Source organism: Caproicibacter sp. BJN0012 (assembly GCF_035986805.1).
Classification (GTDB): domain Bacteria; phylum Bacillota; class Clostridia; order Oscillospirales; family Acutalibacteraceae; genus Caproicibacter.
The window spans coordinates 633,714-652,851 of record NZ_CP142518.1 but is presented as its reverse complement, the minus strand read 5'-3'; the positions used below and the strand labels follow the sequence as shown (position 1 = coordinate 652,851).

The 19,138-nt window shown below is 55.8% G+C and carries 19 protein-coding genes; 16 read left to right on the top strand and 3 right to left on the bottom strand.

All coding sequences use genetic code 11. The annotated features are described in order from the left end of the window. Positions 1–32: 32 nt before the first annotated feature. Positions 33–440: a hypothetical protein gene (locus tag VA597_RS03210; RefSeq protein ID WP_326975142.1), complete on the bottom strand. Its 408-nt coding sequence runs from the start codon at positions 438–440 to the stop codon at positions 33–35. Here VA597_RS03210 and VA597_RS03205 point away from each other — a divergent pair. The 3 genes from VA597_RS03205 to VA597_RS03195 are packed head-to-tail and all read left to right on the top strand — an operon-like array spanning position 439 to position 3,488. Beyond that, positions 439–909: a hypothetical protein gene (locus VA597_RS03205; protein WP_326975141.1), complete on the top strand. Its 471-nt coding sequence runs from the start codon at positions 439–441 to the stop codon at positions 907–909. The genes VA597_RS03210 and VA597_RS03205 overlap by 2 nt on opposite strands. A gap of 11 nt (positions 910–920) precedes the next feature. Then, positions 921–2,105, top strand: coding sequence for an iron-containing alcohol dehydrogenase (locus tag VA597_RS03200; protein ID WP_326975140.1), 1,185 nt, complete (start codon positions 921–923; stop codon positions 2,103–2,105). Between the two features lie 15 nt (positions 2,106–2,120). After that, positions 2,121–3,488 (top strand): aldehyde dehydrogenase, encoded by a 1,368-nt coding sequence (locus tag VA597_RS03195; RefSeq protein ID WP_326975139.1) that lies wholly within the window; start codon positions 2,121–2,123, stop codon positions 3,486–3,488. A 135-nt stretch (positions 3,489–3,623) separates the two neighbouring features. Here VA597_RS03195 and VA597_RS03190 read toward each other — a convergent pair whose 3' ends face one another. Then, a complete protein-coding gene (locus tag VA597_RS03190; protein ID WP_326975138.1) occupies positions 3,624–4,838 on the bottom strand; it encodes a DUF4183 domain-containing protein in 1,215 nt (404 codons plus the stop codon). A 405-nt stretch (positions 4,839–5,243) separates the two neighbouring features. On the opposite strand from VA597_RS03190, the gene VA597_RS03185 reads away from it, so the two are divergent. The 13 genes from VA597_RS03185 (at position 5,244) to VA597_RS03125 (ending at position 17,479) form a co-directional block, all read left to right on the top strand. Beyond that, positions 5,244–6,254 (top strand): NAD-dependent 4,6-dehydratase LegB, encoded by a 1,011-nt coding sequence (locus VA597_RS03185; RefSeq protein ID WP_326975137.1) that lies wholly within the window; start codon positions 5,244–5,246, stop codon positions 6,252–6,254. Further along, positions 6,251–7,462 carry a LegC family aminotransferase gene (locus VA597_RS03180; protein ID WP_326975136.1) on the top strand — a complete coding sequence of 404 codons (1,212 nt, stop codon included), beginning with the start codon at positions 6,251–6,253 and terminating at the stop codon, positions 7,460–7,462. Before VA597_RS03185 ends, VA597_RS03180 begins: the two co-directional genes overlap by 4 nt. Continuing rightward, positions 7,459–8,622 carry a UDP-N-acetylglucosamine 2-epimerase gene (gene neuC / locus VA597_RS03175; protein WP_326975135.1) on the top strand — a complete coding sequence of 388 codons (1,164 nt, stop codon included), beginning with the start codon at positions 7,459–7,461 and terminating at the stop codon, positions 8,620–8,622. The genes VA597_RS03180 and neuC overlap by 4 nt, the downstream gene beginning before the upstream one ends. Next, positions 8,619–9,701 (top strand): N-acetylneuraminate synthase, encoded by a 1,083-nt coding sequence (gene neuB, locus VA597_RS03170; RefSeq protein WP_326975134.1) that lies wholly within the window; start codon positions 8,619–8,621, stop codon positions 9,699–9,701. Before neuC ends, neuB begins: the two co-directional genes overlap by 4 nt. After that, complete coding sequence (locus tag VA597_RS03165; protein ID WP_326975133.1) at positions 9,698–10,321, top strand: PglD-related sugar-binding protein; 624 nt, start codon at positions 9,698–9,700, stop codon at positions 10,319–10,321. The genes neuB and VA597_RS03165 overlap by 4 nt, the downstream gene beginning before the upstream one ends. 45 nt (positions 10,322–10,366) lie before the next feature. Continuing rightward, on the top strand, positions 10,367–11,437 hold the full coding sequence (locus tag VA597_RS03160; RefSeq protein WP_326975132.1) for a nucleotidyltransferase family protein: 1,071 nt from the start codon (positions 10,367–10,369) through the stop codon (positions 11,435–11,437). Beyond that, the gene (locus tag VA597_RS03155) at positions 11,434–12,153 is read left to right on the top strand and encodes an acylneuraminate cytidylyltransferase family protein (RefSeq protein ID WP_326975131.1); all 720 of its coding nucleotides are present in this window, start codon (positions 11,434–11,436) and stop codon (positions 12,151–12,153) included. Before VA597_RS03160 ends, VA597_RS03155 begins: the two co-directional genes overlap by 4 nt. A gap of 66 nt (positions 12,154–12,219) precedes the next feature. After that, positions 12,220–12,492: a hypothetical protein gene (locus VA597_RS03150; protein WP_128741615.1), complete on the top strand. Its 273-nt coding sequence runs from the start codon at positions 12,220–12,222 to the stop codon at positions 12,490–12,492. Further along, the gene (locus VA597_RS03145) at positions 12,437–12,775 is read left to right on the top strand and encodes a hypothetical protein (RefSeq protein ID WP_326975130.1); all 339 of its coding nucleotides are present in this window, start codon (positions 12,437–12,439) and stop codon (positions 12,773–12,775) included. Before VA597_RS03150 ends, VA597_RS03145 begins: the two co-directional genes overlap by 56 nt. Further along, positions 12,772–14,700, top strand: a complete 1,929-nt coding sequence (locus tag VA597_RS03140; protein WP_326975129.1) for a motility associated factor glycosyltransferase family protein — start codon at positions 12,772–12,774, stop codon at positions 14,698–14,700. Before VA597_RS03145 ends, VA597_RS03140 begins: the two co-directional genes overlap by 4 nt. Further along, complete coding sequence (locus tag VA597_RS03135) at positions 14,697–15,680, top strand: glycosyltransferase (RefSeq protein ID WP_326975128.1); 984 nt, start codon at positions 14,697–14,699, stop codon at positions 15,678–15,680. The genes VA597_RS03140 and VA597_RS03135 overlap by 4 nt, the downstream gene beginning before the upstream one ends. A 191-nt stretch (positions 15,681–15,871) precedes the next feature. After that, positions 15,872–16,225, top strand: a complete 354-nt coding sequence (locus VA597_RS03130) for a DUF4183 domain-containing protein (protein WP_164918945.1) — start codon at positions 15,872–15,874, stop codon at positions 16,223–16,225. A 255-nt stretch (positions 16,226–16,480) separates the two neighbouring features. Further along, positions 16,481–17,479, top strand: a complete 999-nt coding sequence (locus VA597_RS03125) for a GGDEF domain-containing protein (RefSeq protein WP_326975127.1) — start codon at positions 16,481–16,483, stop codon at positions 17,477–17,479. A gap of 68 nt (positions 17,480–17,547) precedes the next feature. Here the strand turns inward: VA597_RS03125 and VA597_RS03120 are convergent, their stop codons facing one another. Continuing rightward, complete coding sequence (locus VA597_RS03120; RefSeq protein ID WP_326975126.1) at positions 17,548–19,122, bottom strand: N-acyl-D-amino-acid deacylase family protein; 1,575 nt, start codon at positions 19,120–19,122, stop codon at positions 17,548–17,550. Between the last annotated feature and the right edge of the window lie 16 nt (positions 19,123–19,138).

The following is a 19,138-nucleotide window of genomic DNA, read 5'->3' as shown; positions in this document are numbered from 1 at the left end:
GAATTATCCCTCCCTCAAAGATCATGATTCAATTATAGCAAAAAATGATCGGAGTGCAAAGCCGTTCGGAGTGAATCCGATCGGCAGCCGTGCATTTCTCCCGCAAAAAATTTTCTGCATTCATTCGTACGCATCAGGCCCTGCCAAACGCGCGATCGGTTGCCGCGCGGCCGGGCGGGAGGCCGGCGAAAGGTACAAATAAATTTGATCCCGACAGCAGGTAACGGTTGTTCCTGTCCAGAAAAAGGTATACAATCGTAATTGGAAATGATTTCTTTTCCTTCCGGGAAGATCGGATGGAAATGCCGCCGGAACACTGGAGCGGTGCGATCCGCCTGTGGCTTGAAGCCTGATTTTAAATATGTTTTCACAGCATGCAGAAAGTGAGGGATCTTTATCAACTTCAGAATCAGTACGTCAAAAAGAATTGGCAACAGCATGAAACGGGGAATTTCACGAGTCGTGCTTTTTTTCTTGTACCGGGCTTTTCAGGTCCTCTACCGGTACGATGAAACGGTCCGCCGGGAAGTGGACGGCTGGAAAGCCGGGTTTGAAATTTGCATGAACGCGACGCGGCAGGGTCCCGGAATCTGCCTGAGCCATACGGAAAAGGGAATCGAGCGGCTGGGAAAGCAGAAATTTTCCGAGGCCGACATGACGATCGAATTCCGGAACATCGACGCGGCATTTCTGGTCCTAAGCGGCCAGATCGGCGTGGCGCAGGCGTATTCCCAGCATCGCTTTACCATGCGGGGCAGCATCGCCGACTGCATGTCCTTCGTCCATTGCGTGGAAATCATCGAAGCATACCTCTTCCCCGGATTTATCGCCAGAAAGATTTTAAAAGCGATGCCTAAAAAAGAGATTTCCCCTGTTTCCGTCTATTGGCACGCGATATTGAATATTTGAGGTGACATGATTTGCTGCCGGATTATTATGAATTTTACAACCCGCCCAAGCTGCTTTCCGGGAATTTCGCGCTGGAGAACATCCCGGGGGCGCTTGCGGATTTAAAGGCGAAAAAACCTCTTTTGCTCAGCGACCAGATGCTGAAAAAAATCGGAACTCTGCAAACTGTAACCGACGCATTGCTTTCGGGCGGAATGACTCCGGGCGGAAGCTTCACGGAAATCCCCGCCGATTCCTCCTCGCTGGTCGTCAACCAGATCGCGGCGCTGTTCCGCAGCCTGGGCTGCGACAGCATCCTTGCGGTCGGGGGCGGCTCCGTGCTGGACACCGCCAAAGGCGTGAGAATGCTGATCTCACAGAACGCTGGGAACATCATGGACGTCATGGGCTGCGAAACCATCGACTGCGGGGAGCGGGTTCCCTTCATCGCCGTGCCCACGACAGCCGGAACCGGCTCCGAATCCACGATGGTCGCCGTCATTCTCGATCCGATCAAAAATATCAAAATGGAGTTTATTTCCTACCATCTTCTTCCCGACGTCGCCGTTCTCGACCCGCGCATGACCCTTACGCTTCCTCCGCGCATCACGGCCTCCACCGGAATGGACGCGCTCTGCCACGCGCTGGAAGCCTATACCTGCCTTCAGAAAAACCCGGTCAGCGACGCGTTCGCGGCGGGCGCGCTCGAGATCATAAGGGACCATCTGCGGACCGCGGTAAACAACGGGAAGGACGTGAAAGCCCGTCAGGCCATGGCAAACGCGGCATTCATGGCGGGAGCCGCCTTTTCCAACTCCATGGTCGGCATGATCCACGCGATCGGGCACGCCCTCGGGGGCGTATGCCATGTCCCCCACGGCGAGGCGATGACCATTCTGATGCCGTACTGCATGGAGTACAACTTTGACATGCTGGAAGGCTTGTACGGAAAGCTGCTTCTCTATCTTGCGGGCGATGAAATCTACGCCGGCACCCCCAGGGAAGAAAGAGGACGCGGGACCATATCCCTCATCCGGCAAATGACTTCCGAATTCCACGAAAGTTGCGGCCTGCCCATGCGCCTGAGCGAAACAAAAGCCAGACGGGAAGATTTTGAAAAAGTGGCGCAGGCTGCCCTGAAGGACGGCGCCATGATCGTCAACCCAAAGCAGGTCGGCCAACAGGACGTACTGAACATCCTGGAAAAAGCGTTTTAAACGGGGATGAAAAAAATGAACATCGAAGAAACGATGGAGGCGCAGCGGGCTTTCTTCGCTACAAACGCCACCAAGTCCGTTCCGTTCCGGATCGACGCCCTGAAAAAACTGAAGGCATCCATCCTCAAAAAAGAGCGGGAACTTTACGCCGCCATGAAGTCCGATCTGAACAAGTCTGAATTTGAAACTTACATGACCGAGCTTGGAATGGTTTTGGACGAACTGCGGTTTGTCGCGAAACATACGCCGGGATGGGCGAAAAACAGAAGGGTCCACACTCCCCTGGCTCAGTTTCATTCCAGGAGCTTCCAAATGCCGGAGCCCTACGGAGTGGTCCTGATCATGTCCCCATGGAACTATCCTTTCATGCTGTGCCTGGAACCGCTGATCGGCGCCATCGCCGCGGGAAACTGCGCGGTTTTGAAACCGTCCGCCTACGCTCCAAAAACCTCTCAGATTATTTCTGAAATCATCGCGGACTGCTTTCCTCAAAATTACGTCGCCGTTGTGCAGGGCGGGCGCAGGGAGAATCAGGATCTGCTGGACCAGCGTTTCGACTACATCTTCTTCACCGGCAGCGTTTCCGTCGGAAAACTGGTCATGGAAAGCGCCGCCAAAAATCTCACGCCCGTCAGCCTTGAGCTGGGAGGGAAAAGCCCCTGCATCATCGACAAGACCGCAAATCTGAAAGTCGCGGCCAGGCGCCTGGCGTTCGGAAAATTTCTGAATGCCGGCCAGACCTGCGTGGCGCCCGATTATCTTTTCGTCCACCGCAGCGTCAAGGATCAGATCATAGAATACTTGAAACAGGAGATCAGCGCTTTCTACGGAAGCAATCCTCTTGAAAACGACAGCTACCCGAAAATCATCAATGAAAAGCATTTCAACCGTTTAAAAGGGCTGATGGCCGACGGCAAAATCTTAACGGGCGGGGAGACGAACGGCCGGGAGCAGATCGCGCCGACTTTGCTGGACGGGGTCGACGGGGACTCCCCGGTCATGCGGGAAGAAATCTTCGGCCCCATTCTGCCGGTCCTCACCTTCGACGAGATCGGGGAGGTCATTTCATTCGTCGGCAACAGGGAAAAGCCCCTCGCCCTTTACCTGTTCACCACGGACCGCGCGGTCGAAAAACGGGTACTCACCTCGCTTTCGTTCGGAGGCGGGTGCGTAAACGACACCATCATCCATCTCGCGACTTCCCATATGGGATTCGGCGGTGTGGGAAACAGCGGAATGGGGAGCTACCACGGAAAATTCAGCTTCGACACCTTCAGCCACTATAAAAGCATATTGAAGAAATACAACTGGATCGACCTGCCGTTCCGTTACCTGCCTTATACGGATCTGAACTTAAAACTGCTGAAGCTGTTTTTGCACTGAAAACCGGCATCGGCAAACGGAACGGCACGGCTGGCAGATCATTTGTCAGTCGGGCATCCTCCAAAAGAAGAAGGCTGCGGTTTGCAGCCTTCTTCTTTTGCGCTGTAGTGAACGGCGGTTGAAAAATCCCCGCGCCTATTCTGCGCCGTCACCCGACGCCGGCGGAGAACTGCGGTCCGGAGAAACCGCATCCTGAACGGACGGGGCGGGAGCGCAGGGACCTTGAATCCGCGTGTACACCTTTTTCCATTGGGCGAGAGCCGCGTCCGACATTTGGACCCTGCAGCAGGATTCCGCCGGGACGCCGTTGACGGACTGAAGAATGATCGGGGCGCCGACGGCCGGATCATTCACCGTATCCAGAACAAGGTACCCCTCCCGAACCCGATAGTCCACCGGAGGCTGGAGAACGCCGTTGATAAACAGATTCTGATAGGAGCTCCCTCTCGGATCGGGAATCCCGTCCGTCCCATACATTTTGATCTCGTCCTGATCGGTATAAATCTTGCCGCCGTTGGAGTATGCGTTGTAGGCGTAAATCTCCGTTCGGTAAAGCTGTCCGGCCGAATCCCGGATGACAATGGATTCCAGAATAACGGGCGCTCCCTTTACGGGGGCGTCGGACGTGGTCAGCCTTAAAATTCCCTTTTTCACTATATAATTTCTCTTGGGCTGAAGAACGCCGTTAATATAAAGGTTGAAATAGGATACGTCGTTTGGGGAGGGGATTCCGCAGTTTCCATATTCTTTGATTTCGTCGCTGTCGGTATATTGTTTTTTTGTGCCGTCCGATACGGCATTATACTGCCGGTTGGTCACATCCATGATCCGGCCCTCAAAATCCTTCCATGTGGTGAACAAAACGACGATGGGCCGCCCTTTCGCCGGAATGTCCTGCGTCGTGAATGTCAGTTCGTCTTTTTCAAGAATATAATTCGTTCTCGGCTGCAAAACGCCGTTTACAAACACATTGTAATAAGAAACCTCTTGGGGAGAGAGCAGCCCTCGGTCCCCGTATTTTTTCATCCCGTCGCTGTTCCGGTAAGTCCGCTTTCCCCCGTCGGCAATGGTATAGTAGTGAGATACTTCCGCGCGGAGAGCGGCGCTCTGATAACGGATGCGGCATCCGCTGTGAAAGCGGACACTGTCATTCAGCATATTTGTGTAGATACAGACCCGGCCGACGACCTGCAAGCCGGAATCAACCTGCGGAACCAGCAGGTTGACGGCCGTTTTGGAAAAGGCGGACGTTTCAATACTGATCAGCAGTTCAATCTGTCCCGGCGCGGGGGGGCTGCCGCTCCACCTGGGAAGCGCCCAGCAATGAAAATCTCTCAGCCGAAAGGTCAAAAAGCCTTCCCTGGGAAGGGACACGTGAAGCGATTGCAAAATACAGAAAGGAATCGGAGGCGAAATTCTCATCTTATCCGAATACACGGCAACATAGCCTTCCACAGCAACTGAAACAGGTGGAAAGCCATACGCGTTCTTTTTCCGGTTCTCCGGCGAAGGCAATACCGTATATGTAACATTGCCTAAGCCGTAAGGGTCCACCTCATTACCGCACTGATCGGTTAATCGGCAGGTAATCAGTGGACAGAATCCTGTCATGGCGTTCACCTCGGAAAATCAATCGCTCCGATCAGGCCTGAAAAATAGGACTACTTCTATTTTTCCACGCGGTAGAATATGAATGCTGGGAAGAAGGATGATCCGTTTTTCTTCCCAACACTGTTTCCACATCGGGGGCGCAGAATGAATTTATCAGGAAAGAAAGTACTGGTCACGGGCGCGGACGGGTTTATCGGCTCCCACCTGGCGGAAGAACTGGTCCGCAGCGAATGCTCCGTCCGCGCTTTCGTCTGTTACAATTCGTTCAATTCATGGGGGTGGCTGGACCAGTCCCCGAAGGAGATCCAAAACAGTCTGGAAGTGTTTCAGGGGGACATCCGAGACCCCTACCGGGTCAGAACCGCTCTGGAGGGATGCAGCGCCGTATTCCACCTGGCCGCACTGGTCGCGATTCCCTATTCATATTATTCCCCCGAATCCTATCTTGACACGAATCTGAAAGGGACGCTCCATGTTCTGCAGGCCGCACGGGAACTGGGGACGGAGCGCGTTGTGCAAACCTCCACCAGCGAGGTGTACGGAACGGCGGAATACGTTCCGATTCCGGAGACGCACCCGCTGCGGGCGCAGTCCCCCTACGCCGCGTCAAAAATCGCGGCCGACCAGCTTGCGCTTTCGTTTTTCCGCTCGTTCGCCACCCCGGTCACCGTCGTCCGCCCCTTCAACACCTATGGGCCCCGGCAGTCAAACCGTGCGGTGATTCCCACGGTAATGACTCAGATTGCGCGGGGAAATCGAAAGATCCGGCTCGGGTCCCTGACGCCGACCCGGGATTTCAGCTATGTAAGCGATACGGTCCGGGGATTCCGGGAAACCGCATGCTGCGACGAGGCGGTGGGAGAAGTGGTCAACATCGGCAGCAATTTTGAAATTTCCATCGGCGAAACGGTGCGAATGATCGCACGGGTCATGCATGCGGAGGTCGAGACGGAAACAGAGACCGAAAGAATCCGACCGGAGCAGAGCGAGGTCCGCCGGCTGTGCGCCGACACCTCCAAAGCGGAGCGGCTGTTCGGATGGAAGCCGGAGTTTGGAGGGAAAGACGGTTTACAAAAGGGGCTGGCGCTGACCGCGGACTGGTTCCGCGACCCGGAAAACCAGAAGCGGTACAGAGCCGACAGGTATGTGCTATGAATCACCGCAATCAAGTCGATCCGGCGGAAATCACGGAGGTCCTGAAGACCGTTCTCCGCAAGGGGAACGAGCCGGTTCCCCTGCACGAGCCCTGCTTTGCGGGGCGCGAATGGGACTACGTAAAGGACTGCCTGGACTCCGGCTATGTTTCCTCCGTCGGCCCGTATGTCGAACGATTCGAGAGGGAACTGGCCCGGTTCACGGGGGCAAAGTACGCGGCGGCGGCGGTGAACGGAACATCCGCCCTTCAGATCTGCCTGAAGCTGGCAGGGGTGCGGGCGGGGGACGAAGTGATCGTCCCGGCGCTGACATTTGTCGCCACGGCAAACGCCGTGTGCTACTGCGGGGCAATTCCGCATCTGGCGGACAGCGAAACGGAATCGCTCGGAATCGACGGGGAAAAGCTGGCCGGATACCTGAAAGAAACAACCCGGCTCCGCAATGGAGTCTGCTGGAACAGACGAACGGACCGGCCGATCCGCGCGCTGGTGGCGATGCACACGTTCGGGCATCCCGTTCAGCTTGACCTGATCTCGCGGGTCTGCGGGGACTACGGGCTTGCGCTGGTGGAAGACGCGGCGGAATCCCTGGGTTCGTATTACAAGAATCTGCACACCGGAAATTTCGGGAAGCTCTCGGCCCTCAGCTTTAACGGGAATAAAATCGTGACGACCGGCGGAGGCGGCGCGATCCTTACCAACGACGAAGCGCTGTACCGGGAGGCGAAGCACCTGACGACAACCGCAAAGCTGCCGCACCGCTGGGCTTTCCTTCACGACGAGGTCGGCTACAACTACCGGATGCCGAACCTCAACGCCGCGCTTGGGTGCGCCCAGCTGGAACAGATGGAAAAATTTCTCCGCCTGAAGCGGGCTCTGGCGGAAGAATACCGCAGCGCCTTCGCGGGCATGCCGGGGATTCGCTTCTTTCCGGAGCCTTCTTACGCAAGGAGCAATTACTGGCTGAACACGCTGATTTTGTCGGAGGAGAACGCGTCCCTGCGCGACCCCATATTGGAGGACACCAACGACCATGGAATTCAGACGCGCCCCGTATGGACTTTGATGAGCCGCCTTCCCATGTTCCGGGACAGTCCGCGGATGGACCTGTCCACAGCGGAAAGCCTGGAAAAACGGATCATCAATCTTCCAAGCAGCGCAAGGCTTGGAGAACCGTATGCCAAACCGGAAAGCAGCGGTTCGTCATGAAGCGGAAACTGTGCGCGGTGACGGGAACCCGCTCCGAGTACGGTCTTCTGGTTCCCCTGCTGAAAGCGGTGGAGCGGGAGCCGGATTTCACGCTTCAGCTCACGGCGACGGGCGCGCACCTTTCGCCGGAATTCGGCCTGACCTATCGGGAAATCGAACAGGACGGCTTTCAGATCGACCGGAAAATCGAAACGCTTCTTTCCAGCGACACCCCCGTCGGAATCGCGAAGTCCATTGGCCTCGGCGTGATCGGATTCGCGGAGGCATTCGATCAGCTTCGTCCGGATCTTCTCCTTCTGCTCGGGGACCGGTATGAAATTCTGGCGGCGGCGCAGGCGGCTCTGGTCATGAAAATTCCAATCGCCCACATCGGCGGCGGAGACACGACTCTGGGCGCGTTCGACGAAGCAATCCGCCACAGCGTCACCAAAATGGCCCACCTGCATTTTGTGACCAACGGGGAATCCGCCCGAAGGGTCCGGCAGCTTGGGGAAAATCCCCGGCATATTTACAATGTGGGAAGCCTCGGGATCGACCGGATTCTCAGCCTTCCGCACCTGAGCCGGGAGGAACTGGAACGATCCCTTGGTTTTTCTTTTCGCAGCCGGAATCTGCTCGTGACATTCCATCCGGTCACACTCGACCGGGAACCGTCCGGAAAGCTGTTTCAGGAACTGCTCGCGGCCCTGGACGCGCTTGGAGAGGAATACGGATTGATTTTCACCGGGCCCAACGCGGACCCGCAGAGCCGGGAGTTGACCCAGCTGACGCGGGAATTCGCGGCGGAACACCCGAACGCGGTCGTGTTTTCCTCCCTCGGCCAAACGCGGTATTTCAGCCTGATCCGGGAAACGGACGCGGTGGTGGGAAACTCCTCGAGCGGAATCTATGAGGCGCCGTCGTTCCGAAAGCCGACGGTGAACGTCGGGGACCGCCAGCAGGGGCGTCTGTTCGCTTCTTCCGTAATCAGCTGCGCGCCGCAAAAAACGGAGATTCTGAAAGCCATCCGCAGGGCGCTGGAAACGGATTGTTCCAAAGCGGTGAACCCTTACGGAGCGGGAGACAGCGCGGAAAAAATTCTCTCGGTTTTAAAATCGATCCCCGATTACCGCGCATTATTAAAGAAACAATTTGATCCGATACGGAGCGATGACAAATGAGCCCGAAGATCCTCATTATCGCCGAAGCGGGCGTCAATCACAACGGTTCGCTCAAAACGGCGATGGAACTGGTTGACGCCGCCGCCGAAGCGGGAGCGGACGCGGTCAAATTCCAAACCTACCGCGCGGAGCGGATTGCCGTCCCCGACGCTCCAAAAGCCGCCTATCAGCTGGAAAATTCATGTTCGGGGGAAACGCAGTACGAAATGATCCGAAAACTTGAGCTCGGCGAATCAGATGATCTGACTTTGCAGAAACACGCGGAGGAATCGGGAATCATGTTTCTTTCCACCGCCTTTGACCCGGAAAGCCTCGATTTTCTTCTTTCGATCGGCGTTCCCCTGCTGAAAATCGCTTCCGGGGAAATTGAAAACGCGCCCCTGCTGCGAAAGGCGGCGCGCTCCGGGAAGGATGTGCTGCTCTCCACGGGAATGGCGGATCTGGGAGAGATCGAGGCTGCCCTCGGCGTTCTTGCCTTCGGCTATCTGGAGTACGGCGGAGAAAAAGAGGTTCCCTGCCTCTCGTCTTTCCGGCGGGCTTACGATTCCGAAGAGGGGCAGAAGGCCCTGAAATACCATGTGAGCCTGCTGCACTGCACCACGGAATACCCTGCTCCGTTTCCGGATGTAAATCTGCGCGCTCTGCGAACTCTTCGCCAGTGCTTCGCCCTGCCGGTCGGATACTCCGACCACACGGCGGGGATCGCGGTCCCCGTCGCGGCGGCGGCGCTGGGCGTTTCGGTTCTGGAGAAACATCTGACGCTGGACCGCGGTCTGCCCGGCCCGGATCACAAGGCTTCTCTGGAGCCTCAGGAATTCGCCCGGATGGTACAGGGAATCCGCCAGGTGGAACAATCGCTCGGAACTTCGGTAAAGCGGCCCTCCCCTTCCGAACTGAGGAACCAGGCCGTCGCCCGGAAAAGTATTGTCGCGGCATGCCGGATCGAACAGGGCGAATTATTCACAGACTGGAATCTGACGGTAAAGCGGCCGGCGGGCGGCCGCTCGCCCATGGAGTATTTTGACCTTCTGGGCAAAAAAGCCGGCCGGTCCTATCTGGAAAACGAGGCGATCCGTTGAAACTCGCCATTTTCGGGGCTTCCGGCTTTGCCCGGGAAACTAGCGACATTGCGGAGCGGACCGGGTACGACGAAATTTTTTTCATCGGAAAAACGGCGGAAAACCCCATTCAGGGGCATCCGGTCATCCTCGAGGAGAAGGTCCCTTCCCTCGTGCGCGCGGGCTTTTCGTTTATCATCGGGATCGGCAGCCCGGCGGCCCGAAAGTCGGTTTGGAGCAGATTTCCCGAATTGAACTACGTAAACCTGATTCATCCCTCGGCGACTTTCGGCTTCGGGCAACTGGAAGAAGTCCGAAAAAGGACCGGAAACATCATTTTCGCAGGCGCGAGGTTCAGCAATCGGATTCGCATGGGGAATCATGGGGCTTTCTACTTTAACTGCACCGTCGCGCACGACTGCGTGATGGAGGATTTTGTCACCGTCTGCCCCGGAGCCAATCTGTCCGGAAACGTCCGGCTGAGGGAGGGCGCCTACCTCGGCGTGAATTCCTGCGTGATCCAGGGCGGCTCAGAGGCGGAAAAAATGACGGTCGGCCGCTTTGCCACTGTGGGCGCGGGCGCCGTCGTAACAAAAAATGTCCCCGATCATAGGATAGTGAAAGGCATTCCGGCGAAATAAAAGCTTTCGGTTGCGGAGGCATAATCCGGAATACGGGGGCATGCCATGGACAACTGGAAAAAGGCATTGATTCTTCCAAATGTGAAAATTCATGAGACAATCGAACTGATTGACCGGAACTCCCAGCAGATCGCCGTCGTGGCGGACGAAAAGGGAAAGCTGCTCGGCACCGTAACGGACGGCGATATCCGCCGGGGCATTCTAAAGGGAATTCCCATGGACAGTCCCGTCAGCCGGATCATGAATCCTCATCCGATTAAAATTCCGGAGCTGACCGACCGGAAAAGCATTCTCAGCCTTCTGCGGGTCAATCAGGTCCGCCACCTTCCGGTGGTGGACGGCGGGGGTCATGTCGTCGGGATTGAGCGGCTGGATGAACTGCTCGCGGAATCCCGACGGAGAAACTGGGTCGTGGTGATGGCAGGCGGTCCGGGCAGACGGCTGGGCGCATTGACCGACCACTGCCCCAAACCCATGCTGAAAGTCGGGGGAAAGCCGGTGCTGGAAACGATTCTGGAACAGTTTCTCCGGCAGGGATTCTCCCGGTTTTGCATTTCCGTCAATTATAAGGCGGAGCAGGTGATGGAATATTTCGGAGACGGCACCAGATGGGGTGCGGAAATCCATTACATCAGCGAAAGCAAGCGGTTGGGAACCGCCGGTTCCCTCAGCCTGCTTCCGTTTGAAACGACGGAACCGATCCTTGTGATCAACGGCGATATTCTGACCAGGCTGAGCTTCGGGCAGCTGCTGGACTTTCATCTTGAGCATCAGGCCAAGGCCACCATTGCCGTGACCACCTACGACTATCAGGTTCCCTACGGGGTCATAAAAGTGAACCGCGGCCGGCTGGCCGGATTCGAGGAAAAGCCGGTCTATGCCAGTTTTATCAACGCGGGAGTTTATGTCCTGAATCCCGGGGTTCTGAGCCGTATCCCCAAGGATTCCCGTTTTGAAATGAACAGCCTGTTTGAAAGCATGCTGCGAAACGATGAGCCGGTCTGTATTTTTCCGATCCGGGAATACTGGATCGATATCGGGGGACTCCGTGATTTTGATCAGGCGGGCAAAGATTATGAAAACGAGTTTTTAACAGGGAGGGAAGAAAATTCGTGAGAAGGTTATGCACCGTTTGCGTCCGCAGCGGTTCCAAAGGCGTGCCGGGCAAAAATCTGCGCAGCCTGTTGGGAAAACCCCTGCTCGCGCACAGCATTTTGCAGGCAAAACAATCCGGGCTGTTTGAAGCGGTTGCGGTCAGCAGCGACGGCGAGGCTCTGCTGAGGTCCGCGCGGGAATGGGGAGCGGATTTCTGCATCCCAAGGCCCCTGTCTCTCGCCTCGGACAGCGCGCCCAAGATTCCGGCCATCCGCCACTGCCTGACGGAGGCGGAAAAGCTGGCGGGGCATGAATTCGATCTCATCGCGGATCTGGACGCCACTGCACCCCTGCGGCTTGTATCGGATATCTCCGGGGCCGTCGCACTGCTTGAAGACACGGGAGCACCCAATGTGGTCACCGGGGCCGCAGCCCGCCATTCGCCCTATTTCAATTTGGTGGAAATCGGGGAAGGAGGCACGGTCCGGCTTTGCAAATCACCGGACGCACCGGTTTTCTGCCGGCAGAGTTCTCCGAAATGCTATGACCTGAACGGTTCCGTATATGTTTGGAGGCGCGAATCGCTCCTGAAATGCCGGTCGGTTCTTGAGGAGGGCACGCGGCTTTTCGAGATGCCGCCGGAACGCGCCGCCGATATTGATTCCGAGCTGGACTTTGAATTTGTTGCATACCTGATGAAAAAGAGAGCCGGGCCGCAGGAATCCGATGTTTTATGAGAGGTCTTCAACGGATCCCGCCGGCGGCTTCAAGCAGAAAAAAGATTGGAGACAGGAGGGTTACGGATGGAACAGGCAACGGACCGGGAAGCCGCGGAGTTTTACCAACTGACCGGCGCAATACGCGCTCAGTGCGATTCTCTGAAAAAATCGGTTCTGACACCGGAGGAAAAAAAAGAAAGGGAAACCATTTTGACTGAATTTGACAATACCATCCAAGCCCAGGTTTTCAGCACAATCGACCATTTATCATCCTATCAGTTAAAAGGATGGAGGGAATCAATTGATGGAGGAGATGACGGCGGGGACGCGACCGACCCTGCTCAATCGGCAGATTAAGCATTTCCTTGCTTTCCTGCACTCGGCCGTCGGCTGTTTTCGAATCGGTGAAGACGCCGAAGGAATGGAGAATTTTTTAAGCGCCATGGAGGAACTGGAGCTTGTCGTCAAAACCGACCGGAACTCACCATACCCGAAAATCGACCTGAATCTGCTGCTGCCTTCTGTAAGAGGGCTGTATTTTTATATGCAGAATCAGGATATCACCGGTATCGCGGATTTATTGGAGGACGCGGTCGCACCCCTTGCCGAAAACTGGCTGAAGGAGGCCGGGGACACATGAAAATTGCAGGACCGGGCGAAACCGAGGCGATGTATGAAAAAAACCTCGCGCTGCTGACGCCGTGGCTCCGGGAATCCGTATCCGGAATTTCAGAGGAGGAATTCAAAAAGAGAATCGAAGTCAGCTACAATTCCGAGGGATATCCCGTGTGCCGGTATCACAGGGACGGAGTCTGTTTTCATATTACCGGCGAGCATCCGGTCCGGGAAGCGGAAGCATGGTATCAATCGATCCCGCAGGTTGGCTCGGCAGAAATTTTTCTCTACGGAACCGGATTCGGATACGCTTTGTTCGAAGTTTTCGCGCATAAAATGCCCCACACGCTCGTCGTCGCGTTTGAGCAGGACCTCTTCCTGTTCAAAGCCATGCTTTTCTATTTCGATTTATCCCCGATTATTCAAACCCGGAAAATCATCTTTCTTCCGGGAGACAGCTCTTATTTTAAAAAGGCGTTTGAAGAGCTGTTTTTCAGCATGCTGTTTTTCAGCACGACCTATCCGACGACGGCATTCACCCTGCCGGCGGTAAGAAATTTCAAAAAGGAATATCTGGAAATTCACCGTTTTGCCTTCCAGGAGCTGACTCTGCTGACTTCCTACCTTGGCAACGACCACAAAGACAATATGATCGGCCTGAACAATCTGATGGCAAACGCCGGGGAGATTCTGACGAATCCCTATGTAAGCTGTCTGAAGGAAAAATACCGGAATGTTCCGGCCTTCCTCATCTCCAATGGGCCTTCGCTCGACCGCAGCATGCCGCTCCTGAAAAAAATTCGGGGCAGGGGGCTGATGATCGCGGTGGAATCGGCCATCGTTCCGCTCACCAAAAACGGAATCAACCCGGACATCCTCACCGTTCAGGAACGGACAAAATACACTTATCTGTATCATTTTAAAGACAGAACCTATTCGCCGGAAATCGCGCTGCTTGCGCTCGCGTTGGTTGACCCAAGGGTATTCCCCTCCTTCTGCGGCGAAAAAATTCCGATTTTCCGTCAGGGAGAAGAACTGAACCGGTGGTTCAACCGGAATTTGGGCGATGGCAGCGAGGTGGACGCGGGTGCAAATGTTTCGCATCTTGCGCTGAATCTGGCCGTTTACCTCGGGGCCGACCCCATTATCCTCGTCGGGCAGGATTTTGCCTACGGTCCGGGCGGGGCGACGCACAGCAGGGACGCGGTTGCCTCGCAGGAAAAAGGAAAGCGGGCAAGGGAGGTGCTTCACTCCATTCCCACTGTCTACGTGGAGGGAAACAACGGCAAAATGATCCCTTCCAACCGGCTTTGGGAAAATTTCCGGTTTGGAATGGAACATATCATCGAAGGATACCCGGAGCATCACTTCTATAATGCCACGGCGGGCGGGGCAAAAATACGGGGAACCGAACGGGCGGAACTCGACGGGCTGATCCGCCGGTACTGCACCATTCCGATCCCCCGCAGAGTCAATGAGATCATCGCGATGAACAAGCGGAAAATCTCCCCGGAAAGCCGCAGAATCCTGCTTGAAAAATTTTCTTCGGAGGTGGAACGCTGCGCCGTTCGTTTCCGCAGTCTGGCGGGGGAAATGAACCAAAAAAAGCTGGAATGCGAAAGAATGATTCTTTTGTGCGTCAGGAAAACATCGGAAGGCCGCCAGGCTTTGGAGGAAGTTTATCAGAGAAATATCGCCTCATTTTACCAGTACGCGGAAGACAGCCTGTGCCGCAGTTTCTTCCAGCAGCTGAACTGCGTCTATTTTTACCTTCTGGACCGGCTGGGCCCGATCGACACAACGGAAAAAATTGCGCGCGCGTTCGGCATCCAGAGCCAGTTTTTCCACGATCTGCGCGCCGTCAGCCAGAGCCTGTCCGTCTCCTTGGAGGAGTCTGCGGAAGACATGAAAGCGGCGCTCCGGAAGGAAGCGGGCGAGAGGGGGGAATGAAAAGGATGGAGGCAATCAAGCAGCTAAGCCTGTGCGTGATTACAAAAAACAACGAACTGTTTTTGCCGGACTGCCTGAATGAGATGAAAGAAACAGCCGACGAGATTTTAGTCGCGGACCTCGGTTCCGGCGACCGCACCCGCGAACTGGCAAGCCGGGCGGGAGCCACAGTATATCAGCCCCAATGGGAAAATGATTTCAGCAAAATCAAAAACTTCTGCATGGAACGCGCAGCCGGAAAATGGGTCCTGTTCCTGCAGGCGGATGAGATGATCTCACCGAAGCAGCGGGCGGAATTGAGACTCCTTCTGAGGAATCCCAACGCCGAGGGTTATCTCATCTATGTGGACTACCGTCAGGATGAAAGGGGAATCTCCTCCCCCGCGCAATTTCTCCGGCTGATCCGGAACCGAAAAGAATATCGTTTTCAGTACCGCTCCTTTGAATATATTCCAGATGAAATTTTATACTCCCTACAGGATTCCCGCCTCCGGATTGCGCACCGCGGGGAAAGAACCGCGGGCTGGCAGCTAAAGGAGCGGATCCGGCTACTGAAAGAAGACCAAAAGGAACGCCCGCAGGACGGCTACGTGCGGTACCTGGAAGGGATCGAACTTCTCAACCTGGAAAAGTATGAAGAGAGCGCCGTCCAGTTTGAGCTGGCGCGTCAGGCGGTCACCGGCGGCTGCCTGTACGTCCCGCACCTTTATAAATGTTACGGCTATTCCCTTCTGGCACTGGAGCGGTATGAAGAAGCGGAGCAGGTCCTAACGGAGGGGATCCAGGCTTTCACCTTCTATAACGACCTTCTCGCATTGCGCGCCGAACTTTACCGAAGGCTTGGCAGGAGCCGGGAAGCGGTAGAAGATCTGGAAACCTGCCTGGCCCTCCGGAAAAGGCCGAACGCCTACGTGCCCGGTCCGGAGATTCCCCCCTCCGTTCTTCAGGAGATGTGGGAGGAAATGGGTCCGGCTCCATAGCGGAATTCCGCCAATAAATAAGCGGCTCCCCGATTGTCATGAATAGTGGCTGTAACATAGAATAGAGTAACTTAATACGGCGTACTTTTGTTTCCAATGAACCGGCGGCAACGGACCGATTCACTCGTTCCGCCCGGGAAAAAGAACCATCCCGTATTAAAGTTGTTATGGTAAGAGAGGGAGACAATAAAATGGCACTTAAATTATTTAAGCTCGCGGCCACAGCTCCGGCCATCACGGACACCAACTACTACTATACAGCAACCGCGGCGATCACTGTGGCATCCGGCGCCAGTTTCCAGCTTTCAAGGACAAAATGGTCCACGGGCAGCGGCGGCACGCCCGCGTCCTTCCCTGCAAAATCGAACGGATACTACAATCTGGTCGTCAACGGCGTACTGCAGCAGAGCGTTTTCTATTCCGTCAACACCGCTTCCAACATTCATCTTCTGAACCCCGGGACCAGCAGCTACACGATTCCCCGCAGCGCCCCTATTACTCTCGGCCTTGCAAAAATCGATCAGAACAGCGTAGTGATTCCTTGACCTCAAAGGGCTGCCCGAAAGGACGGCCCTTTCATCAACCCGGTCAAAAGATTCGGCGCGGGGAAACCTGGCAGGATCAGGATGTGGACAGCCTTTCCCATTGCCGCCTCCCACGCGATTGTGGAAAATGAAGAAGCGCCGTGCTCCCTGAAGTCCTTTTGATTTGCTTTCCATTTTTTGATATAATATAAAAAAGCTGTCGTATCAACACCGCAATTCGATTTTTTCGGCGAAAGGGAAAGAATGGTGAGGAAAATGGACCGGTCCGGTATTCAGGTCCGTTTCTACAGGGCAACCGCAATCGCGGGGGCCGGCCTGTCCGTGGTCTGCATCATCGGCAACGGCCTCTGCGCATTTCCGCTTCGGCTCAGCATAAAATGGGTTGTCCTTTTTTTGATCTGTACGACAGCGCTTTTTTTGCTAAAGCGCGAAAAATATCGCGTTCATATGATGTTTTCGGCGTTCGTGTTCCTGATTTTTCTTTTTCTCCCCTTTGCCTTCCTAGATTCGGGCGGAAGCAATAACAACGCCGTCGGATATGTGTTCCTCCTGCTGATCAGCGCAACTTATCTTTTTTCCGGCCGGCGGCGGATCTTCCTGGTGTTCGGGCTGGTCATCGTGTTCATGATCCTTCATGCCGCGGAATATTTTCATCCGAACCTGGTCCGAGTCTACTCCGGATGGAGCCAATTTGTCGACCGCATGATTCAGATTCCCATCCTGCTGCTGGTTTCATTTTTCATTATCCTTCACTTTGCCAAGGAATACGAACGGGTCAACGCCAAGCTGGATGAATATGCCAATATCGACGCCCTGACGGGCCTTTACAACCGGAGGATGTTCAACAAAGCGATCGAAGAGGCCGCCCTGGACCGGGAGAATCCGGCGTACCTCGTACTGATCGACGTGGACAACTTCAAAAGGGCAAACGACACGTACGGCCACTCCGTCGGAGACAAGGTCCTTCAAAAACTGGCCGACCTGCTCCAGGAATCTTTCGGATACGGCCGCAACAACGTCAGCCGCTGGGGCGGGGATGAATTCGCCGTCATTTACTATGGGGACAAAAACGAGCTGTCGCAGCGTCTGGAGGGAATAAAAAACTCTTTTCAGGATTTTATTACGCCGTACAATGGAGCCGCGGACATCAGCTTCAGCTCCGCGTCCGTCCGGGTGGACGGCACGGTGGGCCAGGTCCTGACGCAGGCGGACCACTCCCTGTACCAGGATAAACAGAAAAAGCACTCCTCCTGACGCGCGCTTTTTCTTCGTCCAATTTCCTTCATGCCCTTTGAACGTCCGCGATTCCACTTCCTTTTTGGTTATCCGTGCAAGACACGGCCGCTGCGGCCCAGGACTCCCCTCCCCGCAAGGTAGCAAATCCTGCCGTTGACCAGAACCGCCTCGATCCCCTCACTGAGGCTGCGCGGTTCCAGATAGGTTGCGGTGTCGCGGATCGTAAGGGGGTCGAATACGACCAGGTCGGCAAAGCAGCCTTTCCGGATGGAGCCTCTTCCCTCGATGCCGAAGCGCCGGGCGGGAACTTCCGCCATTTTATGGACCGCCTGTTCCAGGCTCATTACCTTTTTTTCCCGGACATACCGGGCGATCACACGGGGAAAGGAGCCGTAAACGCGGGGGTGGGGCGTTCCTCCCAAAAGCCCGTCCGTACAGAAATTCTGGCCTTCCGACTGCATCATGCGAACCAAAGTTTCCTCATTGCCGTAATAATCAACCATGCCGACCCGATTTTCCTCCTCCGCCAGGAGGCGGAACGACGCCTCCATCGGATCGCAGCCGTACAGGCCGCCGATTTGAACCAGATTTTTCCCCACCGCCTCCGGATGCCGCGCCGCATCCGTAATATAAATGTTTTCCACTCCCGCGAACTCGATGAAATTGTCCCAGCTTCCGTCCGGGTGGAGAATGCAGTCCCTGATCTTTTCCCTCGTCCGCGCGTTTTTCAGGCGCTCCAGCATCCGCTCGGTCCCGCCGGAAAGTGCCCACGGCGGCAGAATCGCGGAAAACATGGTGCTGCCTGCGGTATAGGGATACAGGTCGAAGCTGAAATCAAGGCCCTCCCGCCTTGCGCCTTCCAGCGTTTCGAGCAGGCGGTCAAGCAGGTGCCAGTTATTTTTTCCGGCCAGCTTGAAATGGGAGATATAAACCTTCACACCGGTCCGCCGGGCGATCCAAATCAATTCCTGCATGGATTCCAGAATTCGGCCGGCCTCGCTGCGCTGATGGACGACAAGCGGCTTCCCTTTTTCCGCCAAAACCACGCACAGCGCCTCCAGCTCCCCGGTCTCCGCGAACGCGCAGGGCGGGTAAATCAACCCGGTGGACATGCCCGGACAGCCCGCGTCCAGATTTTCCGAAAGCAGGTCCTTCATCCGCCCGATCTCCCCGGCTTCGGCAGCGCGCCCTTCCAGGCCCATCGCCTGCATCCGGATGTTGCCGTGGGGAACTAGATAGAGAATATTGTTGACCGGCCCGGCCCGTCTGACCGCCTCAAAATAGTCCGGAACGCTTTCCCCGCGCCAGACGGAGTTCAGATCGCCAAGCAGTCCGGAGATATTTTTCGACCAACCGCTGCGATACGGCTTCGGCAGAGGAGCCAGTGAAACGCCGTCCTGCCCGTAGATTTCGGTGGTGATGCCCTGCGAAATTTTCGGCGGCAGGTCCGGTTCCGTCAGGACGCGCAGGTCGGAATGACTGTGTGTATCGATGAATCCCGGACAAACCACTTTGTTCTCGGCGTCCAGGACAGGGACATTCTCCCGGTCAATCCGCCGTCCGATTTCCGCGACTTTATCCTCCCGAATCAGAAGATCACCCCGAAAAGGCGGTCCCCCCGAGCCGTCCACGATTGTGCCGCCGCGAATCAGAAGTCCCAAACAGATTCCCCCTTTT

Coding starts and splice junctions, on each gene's coding strand:
- VA597_RS03160 (WP_326975132.1), top strand. CDS start 10,367: ATGGACAACTGGAAAAAGGCATTGATTCTTCCAAATGTGAAAATTCAT.
- VA597_RS03130 (WP_164918945.1), top strand. CDS start 15,872: ATGGCACTTAAATTATTTAAGCTCGCGGCCACAGCTCCGGCCATCACG.
- VA597_RS03210 (WP_326975142.1), bottom strand. CDS start 440: ATGCTGTTGCCAATTCTTTTTGACGTACTGATTCTGAAGTTGATAAAG.
- VA597_RS03150 (WP_128741615.1), top strand. CDS start 12,220: ATGGAACAGGCAACGGACCGGGAAGCCGCGGAGTTTTACCAACTGACC.
- VA597_RS03125 (WP_326975127.1), top strand. CDS start 16,481: ATGGACCGGTCCGGTATTCAGGTCCGTTTCTACAGGGCAACCGCAATC.
- VA597_RS03205 (WP_326975141.1), top strand. CDS start 439: ATGAAACGGGGAATTTCACGAGTCGTGCTTTTTTTCTTGTACCGGGCT.
- neuC (WP_326975135.1), top strand. CDS start 7,459: ATGAAGCGGAAACTGTGCGCGGTGACGGGAACCCGCTCCGAGTACGGT.
- VA597_RS03195 (WP_326975139.1), top strand. CDS start 2,121: ATGAACATCGAAGAAACGATGGAGGCGCAGCGGGCTTTCTTCGCTACA.
- neuB (WP_326975134.1), top strand. CDS start 8,619: ATGAGCCCGAAGATCCTCATTATCGCCGAAGCGGGCGTCAATCACAAC.
- VA597_RS03140 (WP_326975129.1), top strand. CDS start 12,772: ATGAAAATTGCAGGACCGGGCGAAACCGAGGCGATGTATGAAAAAAAC.
- VA597_RS03180 (WP_326975136.1), top strand. CDS start 6,251: ATGAATCACCGCAATCAAGTCGATCCGGCGGAAATCACGGAGGTCCTG.
- VA597_RS03185 (WP_326975137.1), top strand. CDS start 5,244: ATGAATTTATCAGGAAAGAAAGTACTGGTCACGGGCGCGGACGGGTTT.
- VA597_RS03135 (WP_326975128.1), top strand. CDS start 14,697: ATGAAAAGGATGGAGGCAATCAAGCAGCTAAGCCTGTGCGTGATTACA.